Origin of the sequence: Pseudomonas cerasi (genome assembly GCF_900074915.1) — a bacterium.
Taxonomy (GTDB): Bacteria; Pseudomonadota; Gammaproteobacteria; order Pseudomonadales; family Pseudomonadaceae; genus Aquipseudomonas; species Aquipseudomonas cerasi.
Map to the genome: position 1 here is coordinate 3,208,263 of NZ_LT222319.1, position 23,386 is coordinate 3,231,648.

23 protein-coding genes and 2 pseudogenes are annotated in these 23,386 nt (G+C 59.0%); 10 read left to right on the plus strand and 15 right to left on the minus strand.

The window, feature by feature from the left end; translation table 11 throughout:
- Positions 1 to 6: 6 nt before the first annotated feature.
- Positions 7 to 1,020 (minus strand): substrate-binding domain-containing protein, encoded by a 1,014-nt coding sequence (locus tag PCPL58_RS16745; RefSeq protein WP_065349957.1) that lies wholly within the window; start codon positions 1,018 to 1,020, stop codon positions 7 to 9.
- A gap of 183 nt (positions 1,021 to 1,203) precedes the next feature.
- Positions 1,204 to 2,076 carry an SMP-30/gluconolactonase/LRE family protein gene (locus PCPL58_RS16750; protein WP_060707687.1) on the minus strand — a complete coding sequence of 291 codons (873 nt, stop codon included), beginning with the start codon at positions 2,074 to 2,076 and terminating at the stop codon, positions 1,204 to 1,206.
- Positions 2,077 to 2,357: 281 nt separating this feature from the next.
- Here PCPL58_RS16750 and PCPL58_RS16755 point away from each other — a divergent pair, with 281 nt between their 5' ends.
- Entirely contained in the window at positions 2,358 to 3,506 is a 1,149-nt protein-coding gene (locus PCPL58_RS16755; RefSeq protein ID WP_003434240.1) for an aldose epimerase family protein, read from the plus strand.
- A 49-nt stretch (positions 3,507 to 3,555) separates the two neighbouring features.
- Here the strand turns inward: PCPL58_RS16755 and PCPL58_RS16760 are convergent, their stop codons facing one another.
- Genes PCPL58_RS16760 through PCPL58_RS30955 form a run of 4 tightly spaced genes read right to left on the minus strand, consistent with a single transcriptional unit; the run spans position 3,556 to position 6,223 of the window.
- Positions 3,556 to 4,452 carry a metal ABC transporter substrate-binding protein gene (locus PCPL58_RS16760; protein ID WP_054081516.1) on the minus strand — a complete coding sequence of 299 codons (897 nt, stop codon included), beginning with the start codon at positions 4,450 to 4,452 and terminating at the stop codon, positions 3,556 to 3,558.
- A gap of 12 nt (positions 4,453 to 4,464) precedes the next feature.
- The gene (locus tag PCPL58_RS16765) at positions 4,465 to 5,334 is read right to left on the minus strand and encodes a metal ABC transporter permease (protein ID WP_065349958.1); all 870 of its coding nucleotides are present in this window, start codon (positions 5,332 to 5,334) and stop codon (positions 4,465 to 4,467) included.
- Positions 5,331 to 6,080, minus strand: coding sequence for a zinc ABC transporter ATP-binding protein AztA (gene aztA / locus PCPL58_RS16770; protein ID WP_065349959.1), 750 nt, complete (start codon positions 6,078 to 6,080; stop codon positions 5,331 to 5,333). Before aztA ends, PCPL58_RS16765 begins: the two co-directional genes overlap by 4 nt.
- Entirely contained in the window at positions 6,077 to 6,223 is a 147-nt protein-coding gene (locus PCPL58_RS30955; protein WP_157893910.1) for a hypothetical protein, read from the minus strand. The genes aztA and PCPL58_RS30955 overlap by 4 nt, the downstream gene beginning before the upstream one ends.
- A gap of 213 nt (positions 6,224 to 6,436) precedes the next feature.
- Here PCPL58_RS30955 and PCPL58_RS16775 point away from each other — a divergent pair, with 213 nt between their 5' ends.
- The 3 genes from PCPL58_RS16775 to PCPL58_RS16785 all read left to right on the plus strand — a co-directional run bounded on the left by PCPL58_RS16775 (position 6,437) and on the right by PCPL58_RS16785 (position 9,558).
- The gene (locus PCPL58_RS16775; protein WP_003434243.1) at positions 6,437 to 7,657 is read left to right on the plus strand and encodes a putative DNA modification/repair radical SAM protein; all 1,221 of its coding nucleotides are present in this window, start codon (positions 6,437 to 6,439) and stop codon (positions 7,655 to 7,657) included.
- Positions 7,654 to 8,493, plus strand: a complete 840-nt coding sequence (locus tag PCPL58_RS16780; RefSeq protein WP_065349960.1) for a TIGR03915 family putative DNA repair protein — start codon at positions 7,654 to 7,656, stop codon at positions 8,491 to 8,493. The genes PCPL58_RS16775 and PCPL58_RS16780 overlap by 4 nt, the downstream gene beginning before the upstream one ends.
- 219 nt (positions 8,494 to 8,712) lie before the next feature.
- Entirely contained in the window at positions 8,713 to 9,558 is an 846-nt protein-coding gene (locus PCPL58_RS16785; protein WP_065349961.1) for an NAD-dependent protein deacetylase, read from the plus strand.
- On the opposite strand, the gene PCPL58_RS16790 is transcribed toward PCPL58_RS16785, so the two are convergent.
- Positions 9,555 to 11,918, minus strand: a complete 2,364-nt coding sequence (locus PCPL58_RS16790; protein ID WP_003434247.1) for a DNA polymerase II — start codon at positions 11,916 to 11,918, stop codon at positions 9,555 to 9,557. The two genes, PCPL58_RS16785 and PCPL58_RS16790, sit on opposite strands and share 4 nt — an antisense overlap.
- 223 nt (positions 11,919 to 12,141) lie before the next feature.
- On the opposite strand from PCPL58_RS16790, the gene PCPL58_RS16795 reads away from it, so the two are divergent.
- The gene (locus tag PCPL58_RS16795) at positions 12,142 to 12,582 is read left to right on the plus strand and encodes a CBS domain-containing protein (protein ID WP_065349962.1); all 441 of its coding nucleotides are present in this window, start codon (positions 12,142 to 12,144) and stop codon (positions 12,580 to 12,582) included.
- A gap of 53 nt (positions 12,583 to 12,635) precedes the next feature.
- Here PCPL58_RS16795 and PCPL58_RS16800 read toward each other — a convergent pair whose 3' ends face one another.
- A complete protein-coding gene (locus tag PCPL58_RS16800) occupies positions 12,636 to 13,181 on the minus strand; it encodes a DUF4174 domain-containing protein (protein ID WP_044309587.1) in 546 nt (181 codons plus the stop codon).
- Positions 13,182 to 13,305: 124 nt separating this feature from the next.
- Positions 13,306 to 14,508: an aspartate aminotransferase family protein gene (locus PCPL58_RS16805; RefSeq protein WP_065349963.1), complete on the minus strand. Its 1,203-nt coding sequence runs from the start codon at positions 14,506 to 14,508 to the stop codon at positions 13,306 to 13,308.
- 103 nt (positions 14,509 to 14,611) lie between these two features.
- On the opposite strand from PCPL58_RS16805, the gene PCPL58_RS16810 reads away from it, so the two are divergent.
- Entirely contained in the window at positions 14,612 to 15,517 is a 906-nt protein-coding gene (locus PCPL58_RS16810) for a LysR family transcriptional regulator (protein ID WP_065349964.1), read from the plus strand.
- 81 nt (positions 15,518 to 15,598) lie between these two features.
- Here the strand turns inward: PCPL58_RS16810 and PCPL58_RS32700 are convergent, their stop codons facing one another.
- Complete coding sequence (locus PCPL58_RS32700; protein ID WP_373633980.1) at positions 15,599 to 16,471, minus strand: methyl-accepting chemotaxis protein; 873 nt, start codon at positions 16,469 to 16,471, stop codon at positions 15,599 to 15,601.
- Positions 16,454 to 17,500: pseudogene (locus PCPL58_RS32705) on the minus strand (methyl-accepting chemotaxis protein); the annotation flags it as partial. The pseudogene PCPL58_RS32705 and the gene PCPL58_RS32700, both read right to left, overlap by 18 nt.
- A gap of 224 nt (positions 17,501 to 17,724) precedes the next feature.
- Between PCPL58_RS32705 and PCPL58_RS16820 the strand changes: the two are divergent.
- Positions 17,725 to 18,231: a GAF domain-containing protein gene (locus tag PCPL58_RS16820; protein ID WP_003434258.1), complete on the plus strand. Its 507-nt coding sequence runs from the start codon at positions 17,725 to 17,727 to the stop codon at positions 18,229 to 18,231.
- Positions 18,232 to 18,264: 33 nt separating this feature from the next.
- Here the strand turns inward: PCPL58_RS16820 and PCPL58_RS16825 are convergent, their stop codons facing one another.
- The 3 genes from PCPL58_RS16825 to PCPL58_RS16835 all read right to left on the minus strand — a co-directional run bounded on the left by PCPL58_RS16825 (position 18,265) and on the right by PCPL58_RS16835 (position 20,757).
- A complete protein-coding gene (locus tag PCPL58_RS16825) occupies positions 18,265 to 18,516 on the minus strand; it encodes a hypothetical protein (RefSeq protein ID WP_065349965.1) in 252 nt (83 codons plus the stop codon).
- A gap of 93 nt (positions 18,517 to 18,609) precedes the next feature.
- Positions 18,610 to 19,449, minus strand: a complete 840-nt coding sequence (locus PCPL58_RS16830; RefSeq protein WP_054081535.1) for a TauD/TfdA dioxygenase family protein — start codon at positions 19,447 to 19,449, stop codon at positions 18,610 to 18,612.
- Positions 19,450 to 19,530: 81 nt separating this feature from the next.
- The gene (locus PCPL58_RS16835) at positions 19,531 to 20,757 is read right to left on the minus strand and encodes a YegJ family protein (protein WP_065349966.1); all 1,227 of its coding nucleotides are present in this window, start codon (positions 20,755 to 20,757) and stop codon (positions 19,531 to 19,533) included.
- Between the two features lie 139 nt (positions 20,758 to 20,896).
- Between PCPL58_RS16835 and PCPL58_RS16840 the strand changes: the two genes are divergently transcribed.
- From PCPL58_RS16840 to PCPL58_RS16850, 3 genes are all read left to right on the plus strand, one after another.
- Positions 20,897 to 21,400, plus strand: a complete 504-nt coding sequence (locus PCPL58_RS16840; protein ID WP_065351071.1) for a GNAT family N-acetyltransferase — start codon at positions 20,897 to 20,899, stop codon at positions 21,398 to 21,400.
- Positions 21,401 to 21,689: 289 nt separating this feature from the next.
- Complete coding sequence (locus PCPL58_RS16845; protein ID WP_065349967.1) at positions 21,690 to 22,271, plus strand: ATP phosphoribosyltransferase regulatory subunit; 582 nt, start codon at positions 21,690 to 21,692, stop codon at positions 22,269 to 22,271.
- A gap of 77 nt (positions 22,272 to 22,348) precedes the next feature.
- Positions 22,349 to 22,807, plus strand: a complete 459-nt coding sequence (locus PCPL58_RS16850) for a metallophosphoesterase family protein (protein ID WP_065349968.1) — start codon at positions 22,349 to 22,351, stop codon at positions 22,805 to 22,807.
- Positions 22,808 to 22,979: 172 nt separating this feature from the next.
- Here PCPL58_RS16850 and PCPL58_RS16855 read toward each other — a convergent pair.
- Positions 22,980 to 23,306: pseudogene (locus PCPL58_RS16855) on the minus strand (GNAT family N-acetyltransferase); the annotation flags it as partial.
- Positions 23,307 to 23,386 lie beyond the last annotated feature (80 nt).

Genomic DNA, 23,386 nt, shown 5'->3' on the forward strand with positions numbered 1-23,386 from the left:
TTCAGCTCACTTCCACAGACCACGCTCGGTCAGTATTTCCTGGAAGTTGGTGCGCTTGATCAGTGTCACGTCGTCCAGAGCGGTGTACTTGGGTGGTTCTGTGCCCTTGGTGGTCCACTCGTAAACATGCAACGCAGTGTCATAACCCTCTTTGCCAGGGTTCGGCAACATAGAGCCAAAGAAGCCGCTTTTTTTCTTCTTAAGTTCGTCGATCGCATCGGTGCCGTTGATACCGATCCCGATCACGTTATCCGCTTCAAAGCCATTGGTAGAAGTCGCACGTACCCCACCCAATACGGTGTTGTCGTTCATACCGCCGATGATCAGCCTTTTGGCATCGCCTGGAAGTTTTGGCAGCGCCGAGTTGGTGGCGTCCATGCTGCCTGGCACATCTAGGGTTTTCTGTGCGGTGAAGACAATATGGTCCTTCGGCAGGCCGGCTTCCTCAAGTGACTTCACCGAACCATCCGTGCGTTTCTTGCCGGTATCCAGCTCGTTATAAGTGTTGATGATCGCGTAGGTGCCTTTCCAGCCATCCTCGTCCCACTTGCGATTTTTCGCTTCCTTGGCCATTTCGACGCCCTGCTTCTGACCTACTTCAAAGGCAGCCATGCCCAGGTAAGGCACGTCCTCCATGAAGTTACCCTTGGCGTCGACAAAGCGATCATCCACGGCCATGACTTTCAATCCCAGCGCTTTGGCCTTGGCCACAATCGCAGGGCCGAGCGACACGTCAGGCGGGCAGATCACGAAGCCCTTGGCACCGTTGGCGGCGAGGTTATCGATAGCGGTCAGGGTCTTTTCACCATCTGGCACGGCAATCTTGATGACGGTAAAGCCATGCTCCTTGCCGGCTTTTTCGGCACCCGCCCATTCGGCCTGGAACCACGGTTCTTCAGCCTGCTTGACCAGAAAGCCGATTTTGACTTCTTCGGCAGCGGAGGTGATGCCACTCATGCCCAGAATGGCGGTAGTGACGGCGACACAGCACAGGGAACGAATCCCGTGACGACTCAACATAGCTAGCTCCTTATTTTTATTGAATAGCTACAACGTTCAGCGAGGTGGCGGTCGAGAACGCGAATGCGTCCGAAACCGGTCAAATAGTCATACCATATAACGGGTGACCGCTATGTAACCGAATGTCACCCTTGCATCTACCATCACGCTGCCGTCAAAAAAGACGGCGGCGCGATACGCTTATCAACCGGCGAAACGCTGACACGGCGTGCCCTTGACGCCGATCTGCGCCATCAGCAGCGCGCCATCGAAACGACCCTGTGCATCGGCAGGTGCGGCACTGGTGACGTACAACGTTTCCAGGTCAGGACCGCCGAATACACAACTGGTGGGATGGCTGACCGGCAGCTCCACAACCCGGTCAACACTGCCATCCGGGGCAAAACGGATCAGGCAATTGCCACCCCAGCGCGCATTCCAGACATACCCTTCGGCATCCATCGCCGAGCCGTCGGGTGAGCCTCGATCATGTTTTGCAGCCCATACCTTGCGTGGCCCCAAAGCACCGTCTGCGAGCACCGGATAGTGATAAATGACGTCGTCCAGCGTATCGGCGCTGTACAGCACGCTACCCTCGTCATTCCACAACAGGGTGTTGACGATGCCCTGCCCGTCCAGCAAACGGGTCACGCGAGCATCAGGTTCAACGCGGAACAACCCGCCTGAACGACGCACTAGAGGTACGTCGCCGCCCTCGGCATCGATGTTGTTCTGCATGCTGCCAAGCCAAAGGTGGCCGCGCGCATCGCACCGCGCCTCGTTGGCGCGATTGCCAGGTGTGGGGTCTGCCACGCAGAACGGCACTAAAGAAGTCTTGTCGGAGTCCAGGTCCAAGCGATAAACGCCGCTGGCCAGTGTCACCAGTGCATCACCCTGCTCGGTCGGAATAAATGCAGAAACCGGCTCCGGCATGCGCCATTGGCGGATCTGCCCGGCGACCAGCCGACACGCCAGGAACCCGGAAATGTCGACCCAGTACAAAGCCTGCTCCTCGGCATCCCAGAAGGAGCCTTCGGCCAGCTTGAAACGGTGCTCGGAAACGGGCAGCCAGTTCATGAAAAATGTCCTTTGTTATTGTTGTAAAGGCACTTTTGGATGTTTGTGTCGCTGTCTTGTCCAACCTCTGCCTGCGCTGACCCGTTGCACGGATTTCAGGCTGCATGGCAAAAAAAACCGGCAGAGCGGCTAAGGTGAGTCACGAGCCTTCAGCGACGATGGCACTACTAAATAGTATTACAATTTATTTTTCAAGCTCCATTTTATAGGCTATACATCCATGCATCGGCTTGAATACGATCAAATAGTCTTACCAATAACAATAAAAGCAGGCAGATCAGATGAAAAAACATGCGCTCCTCAGCACCCTTGGACTGTCCTTGATGATCAGCACCCTGACCGCACAGGCCGCCGCACTCTCCAGCGAACACAGTGCGTTCGGCCAACTGCCCGACGGCTCTGCCGTCGAAAAATACACCCTGCGCAACAGTCACGGCGTGCAGGCCAGCATCATCACCTACGGCGCGACGCTGCAATCGCTGCTGGTACCTGACAAGGCCGGAAAGGTCGAAGACATCGTCCTGGGTTTTGACGATGTTCAGGGCTATCAGAACAACGGTACGGTTTATTTCGGCGCGACCATCGGCCGCTTCGGCAACCGCCTGGCAGGCGGCAAATTCAGTCTGGATGGCAAAACCTATCAGGTCCCGCTCAACGACAAGACCAACGCGCTGCACGGCGGCACACAGGGTTTTGACAAGCGCTTGTGGAAGGCAGAAGAAACCAGGACCGGTGATTCGGTTGGCGTGAAGCTGACCTACCTGTCGCCGGACGGCGAGATGGGTTTTCCAGGAGCCCTGCTGACTGAAGTGACCTACAGCCTGAATGAAAAAAACGAGCTGAAGATCGACTACCGCGCTACCACCGACAAACCGACGGTGCTGAACCTGACCAACCATAGTTATTTCAATCTGGCCGGCGCGGGCAGTGGTGATGTGCTCAAACAGGTCGCCACCCTCCACGCCTCGCACTACACCCCGGTCAACGACAAGCTGATCCCGACCGGAGAACTGCCTGCTGTCGCCGGCACGCCCATGGACTTCCTCAAGCCCACCGCGTTCGGCAAACACATCAAGGATGATCATCAACAGTTGAAATACGCCGAACCCAAGCAAGGCGGGTTTGATTTCAACTGGGTGCTCGACACCAAGGGTGACGTGAAGAAACTGGCCGCCGAGGTCAGCGACCCGCAATCAGGCCGCCGACTGCAGCTGTTCACCACAGAGCCCGGCGTGCAGCTGTACACCGGTAACTTCCTGGATGGCAGCATTCACGGCAAGGCTGGCAAGGTCTACCCGCACTGGGGCGCCTTTACTCTGGAAACGCAGCATTACCCCGATGCGCCCAACCAGCCGAAATTCCCCAGCACCCGACTGGATCCTGGCAAGGCGTACACCCAGACCACTGTGTTCAAATTCCTCAACGACTGAAGCGTTGAGCTGCCCGGCGCCTGCAATCAGGATGCCGGGCAGTTCAGGCTCACTGATTGCGCTTCATTGCCGCAGTCAGGGTATCGACGTTGTAACGGAACATCTTCGCGTAGGTTGACGCCGGGCCGTCGGCTGGCGACAGGGATTCCACGTACAGTTCACCCCCTGGTTGAGCGCCACTGGCTTCGGCTATCTGCTTGACCAGACGCGGGTCGCTGGAGTTTTCGAAGAAGTAGGCACTGACATGTTCGGTCTTGATCTGACGGATCAGTTTCGAAACATCGGCAGCCGACGCCTCAGATTCGGTAGACAAGCCCAGCGGCGACAGGAAGTTCACCCCGTAGGCATCGCCGAAGTAGCCGAACGCGTCATGAGAGGTGAGGATCTTGCGTCTGGCAGCCGGAATCGAACGGATCTGATCACGTGCATAGCTATCCAGCTGCTGCAACTCGACGATGTAGCGATCACCATTGGCCTGATACACGCTGGCCCCTTCCGGATCGGCTTTCTTCAGCGCTGCGATGATGTTGCGCACATAAATCACGCCATTGGCCGCGCTGTTCCAGGCATGCGGGTCGACAATGCGCTTGCCGTCCTCATCCATGCTGCGGGTCTTGATGCCCTCGGACAGTACCACCGGCTGCCCCTTGTAACCTGAAGCCTTGATGAGACGATCCATCCAGCCCTCAAGATGCAGGCCGCTGACAAATACAAGATCGGCATTTTTCAGCGCCTGGGCGTCACTCGGTGTGGGCTCGTAAACGTGTGGATCGCCGTTCGGACCGATCAGCGATTTGACGTGCACACGGTCACCGCCGACCGTACTGACCATGTCGGCAATGACTGTGAACGAGGCAACGGCTTCCAGCGGTTTGGCCTGGGCCAGGCTGGCGAATGCCGACAGCGCCAGTGCAGCCAGGGAACTCAACATCATCAATCGTTTCATGACGTACCTTTTTCAGTGAGCCAGGTGAGGTTTGGGGAACAGCCGACGCACGATGCCCGTGCGCCCGAACAACAGGGAGATGCCGTAGAACGCACTGGCCGTCAGCACGATGGCCGGCCCCGAGGCGACGCCAAGGTGGTAGGAAACGATCAGCCCGATCAGCCCGGACAAGGTCGCCAGCAGCGTCGAAATCACCATCAGGCCACTCAGCGAGTGGGTCCAGAAACGTGCCGCGGTTGCCGGCAGCATCATCATGCCCACGGCCATCAAGGTGCCCAGCGCCTGAAAGCCTGCGACCAGGTTGAGCACCACCAGCAGCAGAAACAGAACGTGGTACAGCGAGCCGCGCCCGCCGACCGCACGCAGAAAGCCCGGATCGAAGCACTCCAGTACCAGTGCGCGATAGATGATCGCCAGCAGAATCAGGGTGAAGGAGGCAATGCTGCCGACCATGTAAATAGCGGTGTCATCGATGGCCAGAATGGTGCCGAACAGCACATGCAGCAGATCGACGCTGGAACCGTGCAGCGAGACAATCAGCACCCCGGCGGCCAGCGAGGTCAGATAGAAGCTGGCAAAGCTGGCGTCTTCGCGTAGCGAGGTCAGTCGACTCACCAGACCGGACAGCAAAGCCACTGCCAGCCCGGCGATCAGGCCGCCGAAGCCCATTGCCGGCAACGACAGCCCGGCGACCATAAAGCCCACCGCTGCGCCCGGCAGCACAGCATGGCTCATCGCATCGCCCACCAGGCTCATGCGCCGCAACATCAACAGCACGCCGACCGGCCCCGAGCCGATGCCCAGTGCCAGACACGCCACCAGTGCACGGCGCATGAAACCGAATTCGATAAAAGGCTCGACCACCAGGCTATAGAGCATCATGCGTCGTCGTCCTCGGCATCACACAGCAAGGCATCCGGGCTCCAGTACTCGGCCATGTTGCGCGCCTTGCGCAGGTTGGCAACGCTGAGCACCTGGGCTGTCTCGCCCCAGGCGATGGCTTCGCGAGCCATCAGCAAGGTTTGCGGAAAGTGCTGACGAACCTGTTCGATATCGTGCAGTACGGCAATCACCGTACGCCCCTGCCCGTGCCAGGCGCGAACCAGCCGTAATAGATCACGCGTGGTGCGCGCGTCGATGGCGGTGAACGGTTCATCCAGGAGGATCACCGAGGCGTCCTGCAACAACAGTCGGGCGAACAGCACCCGCTGAAACTGACCCGACGACAGCGAGCCCACGCTACGCCCTTCAAACCCCTCGAGGCCGACGGTCATCAGCGCCTCGCCGGTCAGACGCGCATGATTGCGAGTCAGACTGCGAAACGGGCCGATGCTGTGCCAGGCGCCCATCGACACCGTATCGGCGACGCTCAACGGAAAGCTGCGATCGATTTCCGCAGCCTGCGGCAGATAGCCAATCGTGCGGGTTGCCAGACGCCCCCGATCGACGCGTCCCTGAGCAGGCTTCATGGTGCCGGCGATGGCTTTGATCAGCGTCGATTTACCGGCGCCGTTGGGCCCGACGATAGCCGTCAGACTACCGGCTTCGAAGCGCCCGCTGATGTGGTGCACTGCAGGGCGGCGCTCGTACGCCACCGTGAGGTTTTCCAGAGCGATGGCCGCACTCATGGAACTGCCACCGACCAGCCAATCGCCAGCCAGAGCAATATCAGTATCGCCAGGGAAAACAGGACCCGCTTCCAGGCCGACTGGGCCATCACGGAGCCTGCTATCGAAGCGCTTGCTGTCGAAGCGTCAGAAGAATTTTTCAAGTAAAAGTAACCTGCAACTATTTGTTACAGTATTACATACCAAACACGTATGTGTTATTAAATAACATTCATGCTGGCACCTTGCTTTCCACTCATGCAGATCAAAGCCTGCGTGAATCCGATTCGGCATCGCCTCGCAGAACTCCGCCGTGCGGTACTTGTGACACCGCGCGCGCCCCTATACTGTATATACAAACAGTCAAGGGGCACTTCATGCAGCTTATCGACAAGCTCAGCATTCTGGCAGACGCCGCCAAGTACGATGCGTCGTGCGCCAGCAGTGGAGCACCCAAGCGCAGCTCGCAGGACAAGTCCGGGCTCGGCTCTACCAATGGCATGGGCATCTGCCACAGCTACACGCCAGATGGGCGTTGCGTGTCGCTGCTGAAAATCCTGCTGACCAACTTCTGTCTTTACGACTGCCAGTACTGCGTCAACCGCCGCTCCAGCGATGTGCCACGTGCGCGCTTCAGTCCCGAAGAAGTGGTCACCCTGACGCTGGACTTCTATCGCCGCAATTGCGTGAGCGGGCTGTTTTTGAGTTCCGGGATCATTCGCTCTGCGGACTACACCATGGAGCAACTGGTCGAAGTTGCCCGGCTGTTGCGCGAGGTACATGAGTTTCGCGGCTACATCCACCTCAAAACCATCCCTGACGCCGATCCGGCGCTGATCGAAAAGGCCGGCCGCTATGCCGACCGTCTCAGCGTCAACATCGAACTGCCGACCGACCTGAGCCTGCAGACCCTCGCCCCGGAAAAAGACGTCGCCTCGATCAAGCAAGCCATGCAGACGATCTACACCGGCGAGCAGACGGTGCGCAACGAGCCTCGCTCGCCGCGCTTTGCGCCTGCCGGGCAGAGCACGCAGATGATTGTCGGTGCCGATGCCACCGACGACAGCACCATCCTGCACAGCGCGCAGTCGCTGTACAGCAACTTCAAGCTGCGCCGGGTCTACTACTCTGCGTTCAGCCCGATACCCAACAGCCCCAACAGCGTGCCCCTGGCGGCACCGCCGTTGATGCGCGAGCATCGCCTGTATCAGGCTGATTTTCTGCTGCGCGGATATGGCTTCACTGCCGGTGAACTGCTCGACGGTCCCGGTGATCTGGCGCTGGACATTGACCCAAAACTGGCCTGGGCACTGGGCAACCGGCAAGTATTTCCACTGGACCTGAACCAGGCCGACCCGGCACTCATCGCCAGGGTGCCGGGTATTGGCATCCGCACCACGCAGCGGCTGGTCGAGCTGCGCAGACAGCGTCGCATCCGCTATGAAGACCTGACCCGCATGCGCTGCATACTGGCAAAGGCCAAGCCGTTCATCATTACCAGTGATTACCATCCGCCGCATGCGGAAACCACCAGCGAGTTCCTGCATCACCAGTTGCGCGACCGGCCTCAGCCTCAGCAAATGGGGCTGTGGGGATGATCTGCCTCGACTGCGACGACCTGTTCGATACCTGGCGGCAACAGGCTCGCTGGCTGTTGAGCCATGAAATCGATCCCAGCCAGGTCAGCTGGAAGTCGCCGGATGCCGCCGACCTGTTCGGCAGCGAAGAAGAGTATCCCAGGGAGGCCGGGCCTTTTCAGGCAAGGGTTCCGCTGGAGCTGGTGCAGTTGCTGGAAAGCGCTTCGCGTTACCGGGGCGATCAGCGCTGGAGCCTGCTGTACGAAGTGCTGTGGCGCGTGACTCACGGCGACCGCACAGCGATGATGGCCGGCGACAAGCTCGGCAGTGAATTGCATCGTCGCCTGAAATCGGTAAGGCGCGAGGCCCATCATCTGCATGCGTTCCTGCGATTTGTCGCGCTGCCGTCCGTGGCTGACGACGAAGCCCTGATGCGCCCGCAGTACGTGGCCTGGCACGAACCGGCCCACGATATTCTGCTCAGTGCCAGCGAGCATTTCATCGGCCGCATGGGTCAGCACCGCTGGATGATCGCCACGCCTCAGGACGGCGTGTATTACGACGGCCAGCAATTGATTCATGAACGACGCTGCCCGACTGCCTGGCAGACCATGGCCAGGCAGGTGGAAGACCCGCATGGTGAACTGTGGCTGACCTACTACAGCCACATCTTCAACCCTGCGCGCCTGAACCCCAAGGTCATGGAAGGCCACTTCCCTTCGCGCTTCTGGAAAAACCTGCCGGAAGGCCCGCTGATTCCGGCCCTCATCACCCAGGCCCGCACCGGCAAGCAGCGTGACGGCCAGGCCAGCGACATCGCCGCCAGACGCGGCAAGAAAATTGCGCTGAAGGATTGAGAGCGAGAGGCAAAGGCATCCTCAGGATCGAACGCAGAGCGTCCGGAAAGCCATGCCCACGCGGAGCACTCGGCATAGCGGTCCGCTGCCGGGCCTTCTTCCAGAAACCAGCGATTGAACCAACCTCTGCGTCGGCGGCTCACAGCTGTGGCAGCCGCGACGTGGCCTGCACCCCAGATGATAAGGTGACCAGTCGCAAGAGCCACCCGAGGTTCAAACATGCTCGACAGCCCAACCCGACATCTGCTCGACACGCTATGCCAGGCGATGGCCGACAAACCGTTTCTGGTGGTAACCGGCGCTGGCATCAGCACCGCATCCGGCATACCGGACTACCGCGACAAGGACGGCGTGCGGCGCGGCAAGCAGCCGATGATGTATCAGGAATTTCTCGGCAACCCCGCAGCGCGCCAGCGCTACTGGGCACGTGCGATGCTCGGCTGGCCGCGGATCCGCGCGGCACAGGCCAATGCCGCGCATCGAGGTCTGGCTGCTCTGCAGGCTGAAAACGCTATCACAGGACTGATCACCCAGAATGTCGATGCACTGCACACGCAGGCCGGAAGCCGGGACGTCATCGAACTGCACGGCAGCCTGCACCGGGTGCTGTGCCTGGATTGCCAGCAGCGCAGCGACCGGGCAACCATTCAAGAGCAGATGCTGGAGCAAAACCCTTATCTGATCGGCGTCCACGCGACACAGGCGCCGGACGGCGACACCCTGCTCGACCCGGCTTTGGAGTCCAGCTTCAAGGTGCCTCTCTGCCCGCACTGTGAAGGCGACAGGCTCAAGCCGGACGTCGTGTTCTTCGGTGAAAACGTCGCCGCGCAGACCGCTGCCAAAGCAATGCAGAGTGTCGAAGAGGCTGAAGGTCTGCTGGTGGTCGGCACGTCACTGATGGCCTGGTCGGCATTCCGCCTGTGCAAGGCGATGGCCGAACAGGGCAAGCCGGTCATCGCCATCAACCATGGCAAGACCCGGGCCGACGAATTGCTTGAAATGAAAATCCAGGCGTCCTGCGAGCAGGTATTACCGTGGCTCGCCGAGCAGCTGGTTTCGCGTTAAAACAGCCCCAACTGCCCACCGATCAGGGTGCTGAAATCGTCGTCAACGAACGGCAGGATGGCATCTGCCAGCGGTTGCAACTGACGAGTCACGTAGTGATCGTAGTCGATCGGGGCGTGGCGAATTTCCAGCGGCTCCGGCCCGGCGGTGGTCATTACGTAGCTGATCCAGCCGCCACTTTGGTACTGACGCGGTCGCCCCTGCTGGTCGTTGTATTCGTCGGCCAGCCGCGCGGCGCGTACATGGGGCGGCACATTACGCTGGTAGTCATCGAGCTTGCGACGCAGCCGCTTGCGGTAGATCAACAGGTCATCCAGCTCGCCTGACAGGGTGCGCTGCACATAGTCACGCACGTAATCCTGATACGGCTGACGCTTGAAGATCCGCAGATACAGTTCCTGCTGAAACTGCTGAGCCAGTGGCGACCAGTCGGTGCGTACGGTTTCGAGGCCCTTGTAGACCATCTCTTCGGACCCGTCAGCGCGGGTCACCAGACCGGCATAGCGCTTCTTGCTGCCCTCCTCAGCACCGCGCACGGTGGGCATCAGGAAGCGCCGAAAATGCGTTTCGTATTGCAGCTCAAGGGCGCTGTGCAAACCGTACTCGGCGTGCAAGTGCTCGCGCCACCACTGGTTGACCTGCTGCACCAGCGCCTTGCCGATGCTTGCCGCCTCTTCCTGTCCATGAGGGCGGCCCAGCCAGACAAAGGTCGAGTCAGTATCGCCATAGATCACGGTGTAGCCCTGCGCCTGAATGAGGTCGCGGGTCTTGAGCATGATTTCATGCCCGCGCAGGGTGATCGATGAAGCCAGGCGCGGATCGAAAAAGCGGCAGCCGCTCGAACCCAACACACCGTAGAAGGCATTCATGATGATTTTCAGCGCCTGGGACAAGGGCGCGTTCTGCTCGCGCTTGGCGGCTTCCCGACCTTGCCACACGCGCTCGACGATGGCTGGCAGGCTGTGACGTGTGCGTGAAAAGCGCGCACCGCGAAAGCCTGGCACCGACTCGCTGTCCGCCGGATGCCGCAGGCCTTCGATCAAGCCCACCGGATCAATCAGAAAGGTACGAATGATCGACGGGTAAAGGCTTTTGTAGTCCAGCACCAGCACCGACTCGTACAGCCCTGGCTGGGAATCCATGACAAAACCGCCAGGGCTGGCCTCCGGCAGGCGCTCGCCCAGGTTGGGCGCAACGAAACCCTGACGATGCATCAGCGGGATATACAAATGGCAGAAAGCGGCAACCGAACCGCCGCTGCGGTCGGCAGGCAGACCGGTGACCGTGGCGCGCTCAAGCAGAAAGGTCAGCAGTTGCGTCTTGGCAAAGATGCGCGTGACCAGTTCGCAGTCCTTGATGTTGTAACGCGCCAGCGCCGGCTTGTCCTCGGCGAACATGCGGTTGATTTCATCCATGCGCTGATAAGGCGTGTCGATGGCCTTGCCCTCGCCCAGCAGGGTCTGCGCGACGTATTCAAGACTGAATGACGGAAAACTCCAGGTCGCCGAGCGCAATGCCTCGATGCCGTCGATAATCAGCCGCCCGCTCACCTCGGCAAAAAAATGGTTGTTGCGACTGCCATGCTCACGCCAGCCCATCGCTTCACCGCCACGTCCGAGCCTTAACGGCACTTGCAGGCGCTGGGCATGCTCATGCAGCACGCGCAAATCGAACTGGATGACGTTCCAGCCGATAATCGCGTCAGGGTCGTGCAGCGCCAGCCAGTCGTTGAGACGTTCCAGCAACTGCGCGCGGGTATCGCAATAGTCGAGCTGAAAATCCAGCGCCTCGTCGCCACCATTGGCCGGCCCCAGCATGTAGACCTGGCGTTGCCCACAGCCCTCCAGTGCAATCGAATACAGCTCGCCGCGTGCCGTGGTTTCGATATCCAGTGAGACCAGTTTCAGGTTGGGACGGTAATCGGGCGATGGCCTGATCTGCGCGTCACAAAGCACGCCATCGGCATCCAGCGTGCCGCCAAACTGCACAGGCGCAGTGATAAAGCGCTCCATCAGGTAGCGCTCGGGCGGGCGAATGTCCGCTTCGTAGACGTCCACGTTGCCTCTGCGCAGCAGCTTTTCGATGTTCATCAACTGGCGGTGCTGCTGACAATACACACCCAGCACCGGGCGATGACGGAAATCACAGAGTTCCAGCGGGCGCAGCTCTACGCCACGTTCGGTGCGCAATAACGATCGGGCGCGCTCACCCTGCTCGGCAGGAATAAAGGCGACAGAAGGCTGGCAAGGCAGACGGATATGGCGCGGACCCTGATCGGTGGCCAACCAGAAGTCGACCTCGGTCCCGGCGGGCGTGTCTTGCCAGTGCCGACTCAGGATAAAGCCCTGCTGTACATCCAACGCTGTTACCTCGACCGCCCGGTGAAACAATTGATTCTACTTGGCTATGAAGCTAAAGGCGCGTCTGGCAGGCGAATTAGCGGCACATTGAGGGCGTGGATAATTGATTCCTCCTATTCCCGTGATCTTTATTTACTGCTTGCTCGATGCTGCGCGCTGGATGATTCTGTAGTGGTTCCGGCAATGCACTACAGCCAGCCAGGTCCCGATCGCGGAGAGCCCCATGAAAACTGTCGCCCAGCTACTGAAATTGAAAGACCTGCAGAACCAGCAAGTGCATACCATTGGCCCGGATCAGATGGTGCTCGACGCACTCAGGTTAATGGCTGAAAAGAACATCGGTGCGCTGCCGGTGGTCGAGGGCAACGAAGTGGTGGGCGTCATCAGTGAGCGCGACTACGCGCGCAAGGTGGTCCTCAAGGGGCGCTCGTCGGTGGGTACACCAGTGAGGGACATCATGAGCAGCAAAGTGATTACTGTCGACTCGCAGCGCAGCGTCGAGGCGTGCATGGGCATCATGACCGACAGCCATCTGCGCCACCTGCCAGTCGTTGATGGCGGGCAGTTGCTGGGCCTGCTGTCCATCGGTGACCTGGTGAAGGAAGCCATTGCAGAGCAGGCGAGTCTTATCAAGCAGCTCGAGCAGTACATTCGCGGCGAATGACCTGAGCAGCGCGTCAGGCGCAGCGCGCGATTGCCGCGCGCTACGCCATTCACTCAGTCGTCCAGCGTCTTGCCGGGCGCCCCGCCCTTGACCGGTTTGCCCGGTTTTTCGACAGGCGCGGGCTTGGCTGGCGGCTCTGGAGCAGGCGCCACGGCTTCCTGCTCGCGCATCGGCATCTGGTCGATAGTGGCAAAGATCTCTTTGAGGTCTATGGATTCTGACTTCCCGATAGTTTTATCGATCTTTTTCTCGCCGTCCTTGCCCACCAGAATGACCTTGGTACCGACGCCTGCGCCCAGCTTCAATTCACGAATCAAGGCCATGGTCGACTGCGGGTCCATGCTTTTGCCGTCACGTTCGCCGATAGTATTCACCACCGTGAACAGCACCATATTGCGCTCCGTGAAATCTTTATGATTGGCAGGTTCCTTCAGCGCGTCCTTGAGGTGACCCAGCGCCGGATCAGCCGGGCTGGGTGCGATGATGATCAAGGGACGCGACTTGCCGCGCTCCTGTGCCAAAGGGCCGTCGCTGTCGGCAGCAAGCGCTGTACCGGCAGCGACAAGCAGGGTGGCGAGGGTCAGGGACCGGATTAACATGGTGGGCTCCTTTCAAATCCATTGGGTAGCCATCGCGTACAGACCGACACGATGCTGGTCTGTTCTACCGCATATGGGTCATCCCGGTACAGCCCGATGTAATCCTTTTCCTTAATCCGTTGCGTCAGGCAGAGCGTGCAAACGACCGATCACAGGCGCTGTCCAGGCTTGCCGTCAGGCGTTGGACAATCTGCGCCACTTCAGCGGCGTCCAGCACCAAGGGCGGCAACAGGCGAACGATTTTGCCCCGAGTGACATTGATCAGCAGGCCATGTTCCTCGGCTGCAATGCGTGTCAGTTCAGGTATGGCCTGGCGCAATTCGATACCGATCATCAAACCCTGGCCACGAACGTCCAGCACGTTCGGGTGAGCTCCTAGCGCATTGCGCAGCCCGTCCAGCAATTGCCGGCCTTGCAGTGCGGCGTTTTCCACCAGCGCCTGTTGTTCGATGATATCGATCACCGTGCAGCCGACCCGGCAGGCCAGCGGATTGCCGCCGAAGGTACTGCCGTGGCTGCCGGGCGTGAACAGTTGCGCCGCCCTGCCCCGCGCCAGGCAGGCACCGATCGGTATGCCGTTGCCGAGCCCCTTGGCCAGGGTCATGACGTCTGGAACGATGCCCTCATGCTGAAAGGCAAACCACTTGCCGGTCCGGCCCATGCCGGTCTGGATTTCGTCGAGCATCAACAGCCAGTCACGCCGCGTGCACCGCTCTCTCAAGGCCTTGAGATACCCGGCCGGGGCCATCTGCGCGCCGCCCTCGCCTTGAATCGGCTCGACCAGCACGGCGCAGATCCGATGCCCATAGGTCGCGCAAATCTTGTCGAACGCCACCAGATCGCCAAATGGCACCTTGATGTAATCGCCCGGCAAGGTGCTGAAACCCAGACGCACAGCCGGCCCGTCACTGGCCGACAATGTGCCCAGGGTGCGGCCGTGAAAGGCGTTTTCCATGACCACGACCAGAGGCCGTTCGATGTACTTGTGCCAGCCATGCAGGCGCGCCAGCTTGAGCGCAGTCTCGTTGGCCTCGGCACCGGAATTGTTGAAAAACACTGCGTCCAGCCCCGACAGGGCCGTCAGTTTCTGCGCCAGGCGCTGCTGCCAGTCGACGGTGTACAGATTGGACGTGTGCAACAGCAGCCCCGCCTGATCACGAATCGCCTCGACCAGCAGCGGATGCGAGTGCCCCACATTGGTCACTGCCACGCCCGCCACGGCGTCGAGGTATTCGCGCCCGCTCCGGTCCCACAGACGTGTGCCCAGACCATGGGTGAAACTCAGGGCCAGAGGTTGGTAAGTGCTCATCAGGCAGGTGGCGGTCATAAGGCGAAGCTCCTTGGGTATGTTTCGGTTTTTGCAGTATCGTTAACCATCTCAAATGGATAAACAGCGAAATACTTCAATCATTTTAAAGCTGAGATTGATAATGGATTTGTTTTTGGCAATGCGGGTGTACGTGAAAGTGGTCGAGGCAGGCAGCCTGACGGCGGCTGCGCAAGCGTGTTCGATTTCCACCACCATGGTGGGCAATCACCTGCACGCACTGGAGGAGCGCCTGGGCGTCAGCCTGTTACAGCGCACCACACGTCGCCAGCGTCTGACAGAATTCGGTACCGCGTATTACGAGCGTTGTCTGGAAGTACTGGGGTTGGTGGCCCAGTCCGAGCAACTGGCCGAGCAGGCCCAGGGGGATCCCACGGGTACACTGCGCATCACCGCGCCGCTGACATTCGGCTCGGAGGTGCTGGCACCTGCGCTCGTCGAATTCTCGCGGCGCTTTCCCGAGGTCAAGCTCGATCTGGTGCTGACCAATCAGCGTCTGGATATGATCGACAATGGATTTGACGTCGCCATTCGCCTGGGCAACATTCCAGAATCATCGCCACTGATCGCGCGCGCCTTGCAGGACTACACCTTGACCATCTGCGCCGCGCCGGACTATCTGGCCCGCAACGGCACGCCGATCCATCCAGCGGAACTTCGTGGGCATAACTGCCTGGCGTTCGCCTATCCGGCGGGAGACGAATGGCGCACGGCCGGTACGCAGTGGCGTATGACCGGCGCCGAAGGCGAAGTGCTGGTGGACGTGAGCGGTTCGATGGTTGCCAACACTTCCGCCGCTCTTTATCAGGCGGCTCGGGCAGGCCTGGGGGTAGTGATGCTTCCGGATGCGCTGGTGCAGCGAGACCTGCAGGAGGGCCGGCTGATTGCACTGTTCCCCGACTACCATTTGCCCAGACGACCGACGACCCTGCTGTATGTGCAGGACCGTTATCGATTGCCCAAGCTGAGAAGTTTTGTGGAGTATGCGACGGGGCTCTGGGGACGGTAAGAAGTTACCGCCGGAGGGTCACCGGGTCGACTCCGGCGCGCAGCCTTTATGGTGCGCGCCGGGGTTTACCGGGAATGAACGTCAGACCCGGAATCGACTGACCAGGCTTTGCAGATGCACGCCCAGACGAGCGAGCTCTACGCTCGATGCAGCGGTCTCTTCACTCGCAGAAGCCGTCTGCTCGGAGATGTCTCGCACATTCAGAACACTGCGATTGATCTCTTCGGCAACGGCGCTCTGCTCTTCGGCGGCTGCGGCGATCTGATGGTTCATCGTCTCGATCGTCGAGATCGCCTGAGTCATGTTATTGATGGAAACACCCGCGTTGCGCGTCAGCTCGACACTGTTTGCAGTCAGCGCCTGGCTGTTGTCAAGGATGGTTGCTACCTGCGCCGTGCGGGTATGCAGGCCGCTGATCAATGCCGCGATCTCTTCGGTCGACGTCTGCGTGCGCTGGGCCAGACTTCTCACTTCGTCAGCCACCACCGCGAAACCCCGGCCTGCTTCGCCCGCACGCGCCGCTTCGATGGCAGCGTTGAGAGCCAGCAGATTGGTCTGCTCGGCAACGGCCTTGATGACATCGAGTACGCCACCAATCTTGTTGCTTTCGTTCTTGAGCTCGTCCATCGCGGACTTGGAGTGAGTAACTTCGGTCGCGAGCTTCTCGATCTGCGCTACAGCCTTAGAAACCACGCCGTCGCCTTCGCGAGCTTCTTTGGAGGCGTTGACCGCAGCATGTGACGCCTGCTCTGCGTTGCGTGCGACTTCCTGAACGGTCGCAGACATTTCGTGCATCGCAGTGGCGACCTGATCGGTTTCGTTCTTCTGACTGTTGACGCCGGCGCTGGTCTGCTCGGTGACAGCCGACAACTGCTCGGCGGCACTGGCGATTTGTGTCACGCCATCGCGCAGGCCACCAATCAGCTCGCGCAGGTTGCCGGTCATGCGCATCATACTGCCCTGCAACTGACCCAATTCATCCTTGCGGGTGACCAGTTGGTTGTTCGTCAGATCACCGTCAGCAACACGTTCGGCCAGTTTCAGTGTTTCACGCAGCGGGCCTACGATAAGGTTGGTAATAACCCATGCTGCCAGGGCGCTCATGATCAACGCTGCAATCAGCCAGACAGAGAGCAGCATCTTGGCCTGGCTCACATCTTCCACTCTCAGGTTGACCTGATTCTCGGACAGTTTGTCAGCGCATTCAAACAGGATGCCGATGTCTTTAGTGATACCTGCCTGAGCCTGCTCAATCCTGGCCTGCGCCGCGGTGAACTGATTCAAGGTGTTCTGGTAGCTCAGCATAGAGTCCACAAGGTGCTTGATGATCGCCGACTGACCCTCGAAACCTTGCAGATTTCTGACAAACTCGATAACCGTGTTCATCGATGTTTCCGCTGGAGCACGGTTTTCCGATTTCAGCGAATAGGTGTAGCCACGCAAGTCGAAGCGCATTTTCTGGAACAGCGTCATCGCCTGCACGATGGCATCGCGCTGCGCGGGAGTACCATCATCGGATCGGGCAATAGCGTTCAGTTTTTGCAAATCGTCAGCGCCTGCATCGGCGTACTGGCCAAATACCGAACGGGTCGCCTCACGGGCAGCGGTTGCCTGCATGAGGTTGTCGTAGTGGATGCGGTAATCCTTCAAGGCATCTGCGGCAGTATTGACCAGCGGTGTATTCAACGGCGAGTCGAACACCTGCTGCGCGTACTTCACATGATTTTCGAGACTTTCGAGTGCTTTCAGCCAGTTGCTGGCGCGCTCGGCGTCATAATTGACCGAATAGGCCAATCGGGCTATGCGGACATCTCGCGTGAGCGCCCCCAGCTTACCGATATCGGAAATTCGCTCGCTTCGTTCACTCAGTGAAGTAATGCCTGTCCAGCCTGTCAGCGCAATCAGCACCGTCAGTACGATGACCAAAGCAAACCCGAGCACGAGCTTGGACCTTACCGAAATATTGCTCAGAGTATTTATCACAGGGAGTCGCTCTTTTGTTGGTCATCAGTGGAATGCAAGAGGCCTGTCCTTGCCATCTATCTATACAATTCACAAATGTCGGCAGCGCGGATTAAAACTTTAAAACTGGCGTCAATATTTCGCTTGAAAATAAATCCCTTGGGGCGTGGTTCACCCCGATGGCATTTCCATCCGAGTCAGTTAGCATGGGTCTTTACGCACATTTGGGTATTCTGGAGAAGTGCATGAGTCTGGAATTGATCGCCTCAAAAAGCAGCTTATTGACCATCGAGGAGCGCTCTGCAATTGCCGAGATCGAGGCCACGACCAATGTGCTGCGACTTGTTACCCGCCTGACAGGCATGCGCTTCGCCGGTATTGCCAAGTTTACCGATGCCGACTGGATCGCCTGCTCTGTCTATGACCCGACAGACCTGGGTATCGACGACGGCGACGTGTTCAAACTCGAAACCACGCTCTGCAACGAGTTTTGCGTCAACCCCGAAGCGCTGTTCGTGCCACAGATAAGCACGAACGGCCGGTACGCGAACCTGCCGGTGGTGAAACGCTACGCCATCGAGAGCTATGCCGGAGTGCCAATCTACCTTCCCGACGGACAACTGTATGGCGCGTTGTGCGCGCTGGACTCCAGCCCGACGCTGTTTGACGACCCCGATCTGTCGGAAACCCTGACCCTGTTCGCCCGCTTGATCGGGTGCATTTTCTTCGCCAACATCAACGAAGGCAGTTGACCCGGGCCTGCGCACTGAAGCAGCACTGTCGACTCACGGGCTGCCAGGCTGCTCTGCCAGCGCATACAGGGGCACGGACTCTAACAAGGCGCTGCTGAACTGGCCTTCGTCGAGTTGCAGGCGATATCGGGGCGGCACAGGTGTGACCGGGTGATCGCCGTCCAGCAAGGCTTCGGCAGGCAGATCAATCCCGAAATGAGGAAACGGCTCCTGAGCCACCCAACCACCTGCGGCCAGGACCAACAACAGAAAAATACCCGCAATGGGTTCTTTAGGTCTGCACATTCTCGTTTCTCCAATTCCGGCAAAACGATGTGGCTCACAATGAGCTACTCAGTATAAAAGCCAGGGCGGCGCCCTGCTCTCGCGGTCGGCGCATCAGGCGAAGGGCTCTTCGCCCTGCAACTTGGTACGGTGCATCATTCGCCCGCACTCAGGGTCATAGGCTTCCGCCCGATGCATGGTGCCGGTGTTGTCCCATATCACCAGGTCACCGACCTGCCATACATGGCTGTAACTGAACGCCTCGGACGTGGCCCATTCGCGAAGGCCGACCAGAATCCGCGCACTTTGCGCCAGGCCGACGCCAACGACCTGCTGCGCAGTGCAGCCCAGAATCAGCGACTTGCGGCCGGATCGGTGCTTCCAGACCAGCGGCAACTCCTTCTCGCCGATAGCCTGCATGGCCTCGAGCATCGCAAGGCCAGGCTCAGGATTGTAATAGAGTAACGATGCCCATGGCGCGTGAATTACTCGTAAGCTTTCGTAACGATGTTTATCAGCGCTGGATAACCCCTCGTACGCCGCGTAAGTGTTACAGAACCCCGTGTTGCCTCCCCACGTGGCGGGCACCTTGCAAGACAGCAACGATGCCAGAATGGGTGAATCACTGCTCGTACCGTCGATGTGCCAGTAGAGCGAGCCCTTTAGAAACTCCGCGCCTGCCGGGTTCTCTTTCACATCCAGGCTGATCCTGGTGATGTTCTGCCCATCGCCGGGTTCAGGACAGAACGTACCCAGCGTGCGGGTAAAGGCAATTTGCTCTGCATCGGAGAAATGAATCTGCGGGAACACCAACACCCCTCGCTGCTCCAGCAGCTCCCGGATCTCCCCAGCGAATCGACCCGACAGCAGTTCCTGCTTGCCGTTGAAAATACGCGCGCCGATACCTGGCTTGATGGGCTCCTGTGACAGCTGAACGAGCGAAGTGGCTAACATGGTGCGACCCTCTTCATAAGTGAACACAACGGTACACTTATGAAGAAATGGAAGCAATAGCCTGTTTTGGCGCGGGACGTTTTAAAGGGGATGCAGGTAATTGCCCAAGTGATCGTGCAGGAAGAAAGCGAGCAATACTCCGATAAGCATTGCCAGCAAATCCAGCGCTCTGGCCTTGCCCCATATCGGCGTGCGCTCCCGGAGTCGAAAATACCAAGGACCTGTACAGAGAATAAGACCCTGGCCAAGGAACCAGACAAGGGCAATGAAAAGCCCAGTGCTGAGAAGGCTATCGTTTCTGACAATCAGAGAACCTGTCGACTGACTCAAGGCAGCAAAATAAAGGCCGACCACCCCGATGACCGACATCGTCAGCCCAATGGGCCAGGCTGGAAAACCGCGACGCTGTACGTGCTTTTCAAGGTTCGACCGATCCCCCTCCAACAGCTCGATGGTTCTCGGCCATCCTGCAATACGCGCAAGCGTCAGTACATCATGGCCGTTGCTGTTGGTCGCCGCAGAATCTGCCCCCATGTACAAAAGCGTAGCGACGAAATTGCAATTACCGGCGAGGGTTTCGCGATGGATCATTTGCCAGCCCGAGTCGTCGTAGTCAGTGGCCAGACCCGGATCATCCCGAAGGCCCTCTTCCACGGCACCCTGTGCGTTCAGTCCCATCGGATGCTCAAGCCGCTCCAGCTCGTTCAAGGCACGTTTATCCGATGCACTGTCCAGTGCGCGAGAGAAGCAGACCGGTGACTTGCCCTCTGCTGCCGGAACAAGCATAACGGTCCCCGCCTCACCAAAGTCCAACCCCCACGCCTGGTCATGCTCGACGCGCTCGGCCGCAGACATGCCGGACCGCAGGGCATCGATAGTGAAACCGCCGAATACGCGACCGCCAAACACATAGACCCAGTCATTCAAGCGCTCCAGGGAAACCGACACAGGGTCCCCGACATTGATCAAACTCACCCACACAGGCTCATTCATAAGAATGCCCGAGAGGGTCAGGCCGTCGAAATCGATATCCGTGACCCACATGTTCTCAACCGATGGGCTGTCGGGATCGGCTGAGTCAGTCGTGAAGGACACCTTTACCGCAGCCAGGTCCAGCGCTTTCACAATTCGGCGACGCTCCCAGGACATCTCGCGCCAGAAGAATCTGAAGGTGCGCTGCGCACTGGCAACCGCGACACGAAAGTCCTCGCTTTCGCCTTCAACGCCGTAAATTTTTTGCTCCGTCATTGGCAGGGTCATTCCTTGTTTGATGAGTGCGAACAGAATGGCGGTGTCGCTGGCACTCATTCAATTCGGCTGTTTTAAATACATTACTTTTTGAGTCGCGGTGGCGTCGATCTCGATATTAGCTGCTTGCGGCGAGGATAATCCGCTGCCAAAGTGCCTCGAACGAACGCCTGATATGCAATTCAAGGAAAGAATCAACATGCACGCCCCTGCCCCGCAAATCCTCATCCAGCGCATGGCCGACATTCACCTCGAAGGTGTCACTGCACTCTATAACGAGCCTGCGGTGTGCCGTCAGGTGCTGCAAATGTCTTATCAGTCCATTGAAGTCTGGCGCAAACGCCTGGCTGCCAGTACCGAGCGACACGTGAAGCTGGTCGCACTCAACGGTAACGAGGTGATTGGCAGCATTGGCCTGGAGCAGTATTCGCGCAGTCGGCAAAGCCATGTCGGCGCTATCGGCATGGGCGTCGCATCGGCCTGGCAGAGCAAAGGCGTCGGCTCGAAGTTGCTGGCAACCGCACTGGACATCGCAGACAACTGGATGAACCTGCACCGGGTGGAACTGACCGTGTATGTCGACAACGAAGCGGCCCAGGGTCTGTATCGAAAATTCGGTTTCGAAACAGAGGGCCGGCTGCGCAACTACGCGGTGCGCGATGGCCTGTTCGTCGATGCCTTGAGCATGGCGCGGCTCAGATAAACCGTGTCCGTCAACACCGCGACTTGAGCGATGCGTCAAAGCATGCAAGGATCAGCCATGAATCAATTTCCCCAAAGCAACCGACATCACCACCACAGCCCGCTTCAAGGTGCTGCGGTTGCTTGTGCTCATCGATTGGCCAGATATAGATCCACGTTCTGACCCATCAGTGAAACCGACCAAGGCGCCCATGGCGCCTTTTTTATTGCCTGAAAAAACTGGAGATCATCACCCATGACCATGCTACGCGGAACCCGCATCGTGACCGGAACAGAAGCCGCAACCCTGCGTGACACAGAAAACCGTTTCCGGAGCTATCTTCATCGAAGCCGGAGCTGAGGAAGCCATAGTGCCGGCCTTATGGGGCCAGGACACCTTTATCGAAAAAGCCGGCGGCAGCGAAATTATCGGCCAGATGTGGGCCTTCGAGGACAAGGCCGGACGCCCCTGTTGCCTGATACCCGAAGCCACAGCGCTGTTTCAGGAACGCAGCGAAGCGCTGCTTGAGGGGCGACGCGAGGCACTGTTTTTCTACGTGGCACGCTGTTATCGCTACGAGCGGCCACAAGCCGGACGCTACCGCGAATTCACCCAGCTGGGGCTGGAAATCCTCAGCCCTTCACCGCAGCAGGCATTGCGGCGCAGCCAGGCCATCTGCACCGGTTTTCTGGATTCGCTGGGCCTGGACTATGAACTCAATACCGCCGTGAAACGGGGCCTGAGCTACTACCTGGAAGGCAACGGCTTCGAGGTGCGATGTTCACGCCTGGGCGCGCAGCAGCAAGTAGTTGGCGGCGGCGCCTATCGAGAGGGTGCCGGGTTTGGCATCGGGCTGGAGCGGCTGGTATTGGCGCTTGGGTGCGGCCAATAACGCGCATCCTGTAACTGGCCGTAGAAGCGCAACGCGTTACACTGCGCTTCTACCCTGTCCCCGACCCGAGGCCCCGTATGAAAGTTGGTGTGATTTCCGACACCCACGGACTGCTCCGTCCTGAAGCCATCGCTGCGCTACAGGGCTGCGCACAGATCATCCATGCCGGTGACATCGGCAGCCAGGACATCGTCGAGCAACTGACCGCCATCGCCCCACTACACATTGTGCGCGGCAACAACGACATGGATGCAGAATGGGCAACCCCCATTGCCGATCACTTGCGCTTCGACATCGACGGCTGGCAAGTCCTGCTGGTACACGACATCGCCGACGTTCCAGCGCTATTGGATGACCGCGTGAAACTGGTCGTGACCGGCCACTCACACAAACCCCTCATCGACTGGCGCGGCGACACGCTGTATCTGAACCCTGGCAGCGCCGGACGGCGGCGTTTCAAACTGCCGGTGACGCTGGCAATACTTGAAATGAATTCAGATGGGATGGAGCCGAGTCTGGTGCAGTTGGTCGACTGACAAACAGGGCTAACGCTGAGTATTTCTTCAGCAAGAAAACGGAGTTTCGAGCAATGATTATCGTCCCCACGCTCCGCGTGGGAATGCAGTTCGTGACGCTCCGCGTCACCCTGAACGCAAGACTCATCCCCGTGCCGATAAGCGCTCCAAATACCGATACAACACAGGACCTCTAGAGATCCTGCGACATCAGGTAATGCTCCTTGCCCCACGCCTCAATACGCCCCAACACCCGCCAACCGCGCTTGGCGTAAAACCTGTGCTGATCATGGGTATGCAGATACAACGTAGAGATACCGACAGCCCTTGCATGACTGCAAATACCGTCGATCAACTGCCCTGCAACGCCCCTGCCTCGCACTTCCGGTTTTACCAGAACACACGCCAGCCAAGGCCCCAGATCCGGACGTTCGGCCAGATCGTCGCTGGCCAGCGATGCACCGCCCAGCAACTCACCATACTCCATGGCAATCAGGCACTTCCAATGACCATTTGCCTTTCGTACAGAGGCCAGAAGTTTTTTTCATACCAACTGAATAATCTTTTCACTCCACTAGCCCACTCACAAGGCATTTACGT

What these genes read in the sequence shown, in the direction of transcription:
- PCPL58_RS16745 (WP_065349957.1), bottom strand. Translation starts at nt 1,020, where the DNA reads ATGTTGAGTCGTCACGGGATTCGTTCCCTGTGCTGTGTCGCCGTCACT.
- PCPL58_RS16750 (WP_060707687.1), bottom strand. Translation starts at nt 2,076, where the DNA reads ATGAACTGGCTGCCCGTTTCCGAGCACCGTTTCAAGCTGGCCGAAGGC.
- PCPL58_RS16755 (WP_003434240.1), top strand. Translation starts at nt 2,358, where the DNA reads ATGAAAAAACATGCGCTCCTCAGCACCCTTGGACTGTCCTTGATGATC.
- PCPL58_RS16760 (WP_054081516.1), bottom strand. Translation starts at nt 4,452, where the DNA reads ATGAAACGATTGATGATGTTGAGTTCCCTGGCTGCACTGGCGCTGTCG.
- PCPL58_RS16765 (WP_065349958.1), bottom strand. Translation starts at nt 5,334, where the DNA reads ATGATGCTCTATAGCCTGGTGGTCGAGCCTTTTATCGAATTCGGTTTC.
- aztA (WP_065349959.1), bottom strand. Translation starts at nt 6,080, where the DNA reads ATGAGTGCGGCCATCGCTCTGGAAAACCTCACGGTGGCGTACGAGCGC.
- PCPL58_RS16775 (WP_003434243.1), top strand. Translation starts at nt 6,437, where the DNA reads ATGCAGCTTATCGACAAGCTCAGCATTCTGGCAGACGCCGCCAAGTAC.
- PCPL58_RS16780 (WP_065349960.1), top strand. Translation starts at nt 7,654, where the DNA reads ATGATCTGCCTCGACTGCGACGACCTGTTCGATACCTGGCGGCAACAG.
- PCPL58_RS16785 (WP_065349961.1), top strand. Translation starts at nt 8,713, where the DNA reads ATGCTCGACAGCCCAACCCGACATCTGCTCGACACGCTATGCCAGGCG.
- PCPL58_RS16795 (WP_065349962.1), top strand. Translation starts at nt 12,142, where the DNA reads ATGAAAACTGTCGCCCAGCTACTGAAATTGAAAGACCTGCAGAACCAG.
- PCPL58_RS16800 (WP_044309587.1), bottom strand. Translation starts at nt 13,181, where the DNA reads ATGTTAATCCGGTCCCTGACCCTCGCCACCCTGCTTGTCGCTGCCGGT.
- PCPL58_RS16805 (WP_065349963.1), bottom strand. Translation starts at nt 14,508, where the DNA reads ATGACCGCCACCTGCCTGATGAGCACTTACCAACCTCTGGCCCTGAGT.
- PCPL58_RS16810 (WP_065349964.1), top strand. Translation starts at nt 14,612, where the DNA reads ATGGATTTGTTTTTGGCAATGCGGGTGTACGTGAAAGTGGTCGAGGCA.
- PCPL58_RS32700 (WP_373633980.1), bottom strand. Translation starts at nt 16,471, where the DNA reads ATGATGCGCATGACCGGCAACCTGCGCGAGCTGATTGGTGGCCTGCGC.
- PCPL58_RS16820 (WP_003434258.1), top strand. Translation starts at nt 17,725, where the DNA reads ATGAGTCTGGAATTGATCGCCTCAAAAAGCAGCTTATTGACCATCGAG.
- PCPL58_RS16825 (WP_065349965.1), bottom strand. Translation starts at nt 18,516, where the DNA reads ATGTGCAGACCTAAAGAACCCATTGCGGGTATTTTTCTGTTGTTGGTC.
- PCPL58_RS16830 (WP_054081535.1), bottom strand. Translation starts at nt 19,449, where the DNA reads ATGTTAGCCACTTCGCTCGTTCAGCTGTCACAGGAGCCCATCAAGCCA.
- PCPL58_RS16835 (WP_065349966.1), bottom strand. Translation starts at nt 20,757, where the DNA reads ATGAGTGCCAGCGACACCGCCATTCTGTTCGCACTCATCAAACAAGGA.
- PCPL58_RS16840 (WP_065351071.1), top strand. Translation starts at nt 20,897, where the DNA reads ATGCACGCCCCTGCCCCGCAAATCCTCATCCAGCGCATGGCCGACATT.
- PCPL58_RS16850 (WP_065349968.1), top strand. Translation starts at nt 22,349, where the DNA reads ATGAAAGTTGGTGTGATTTCCGACACCCACGGACTGCTCCGTCCTGAA.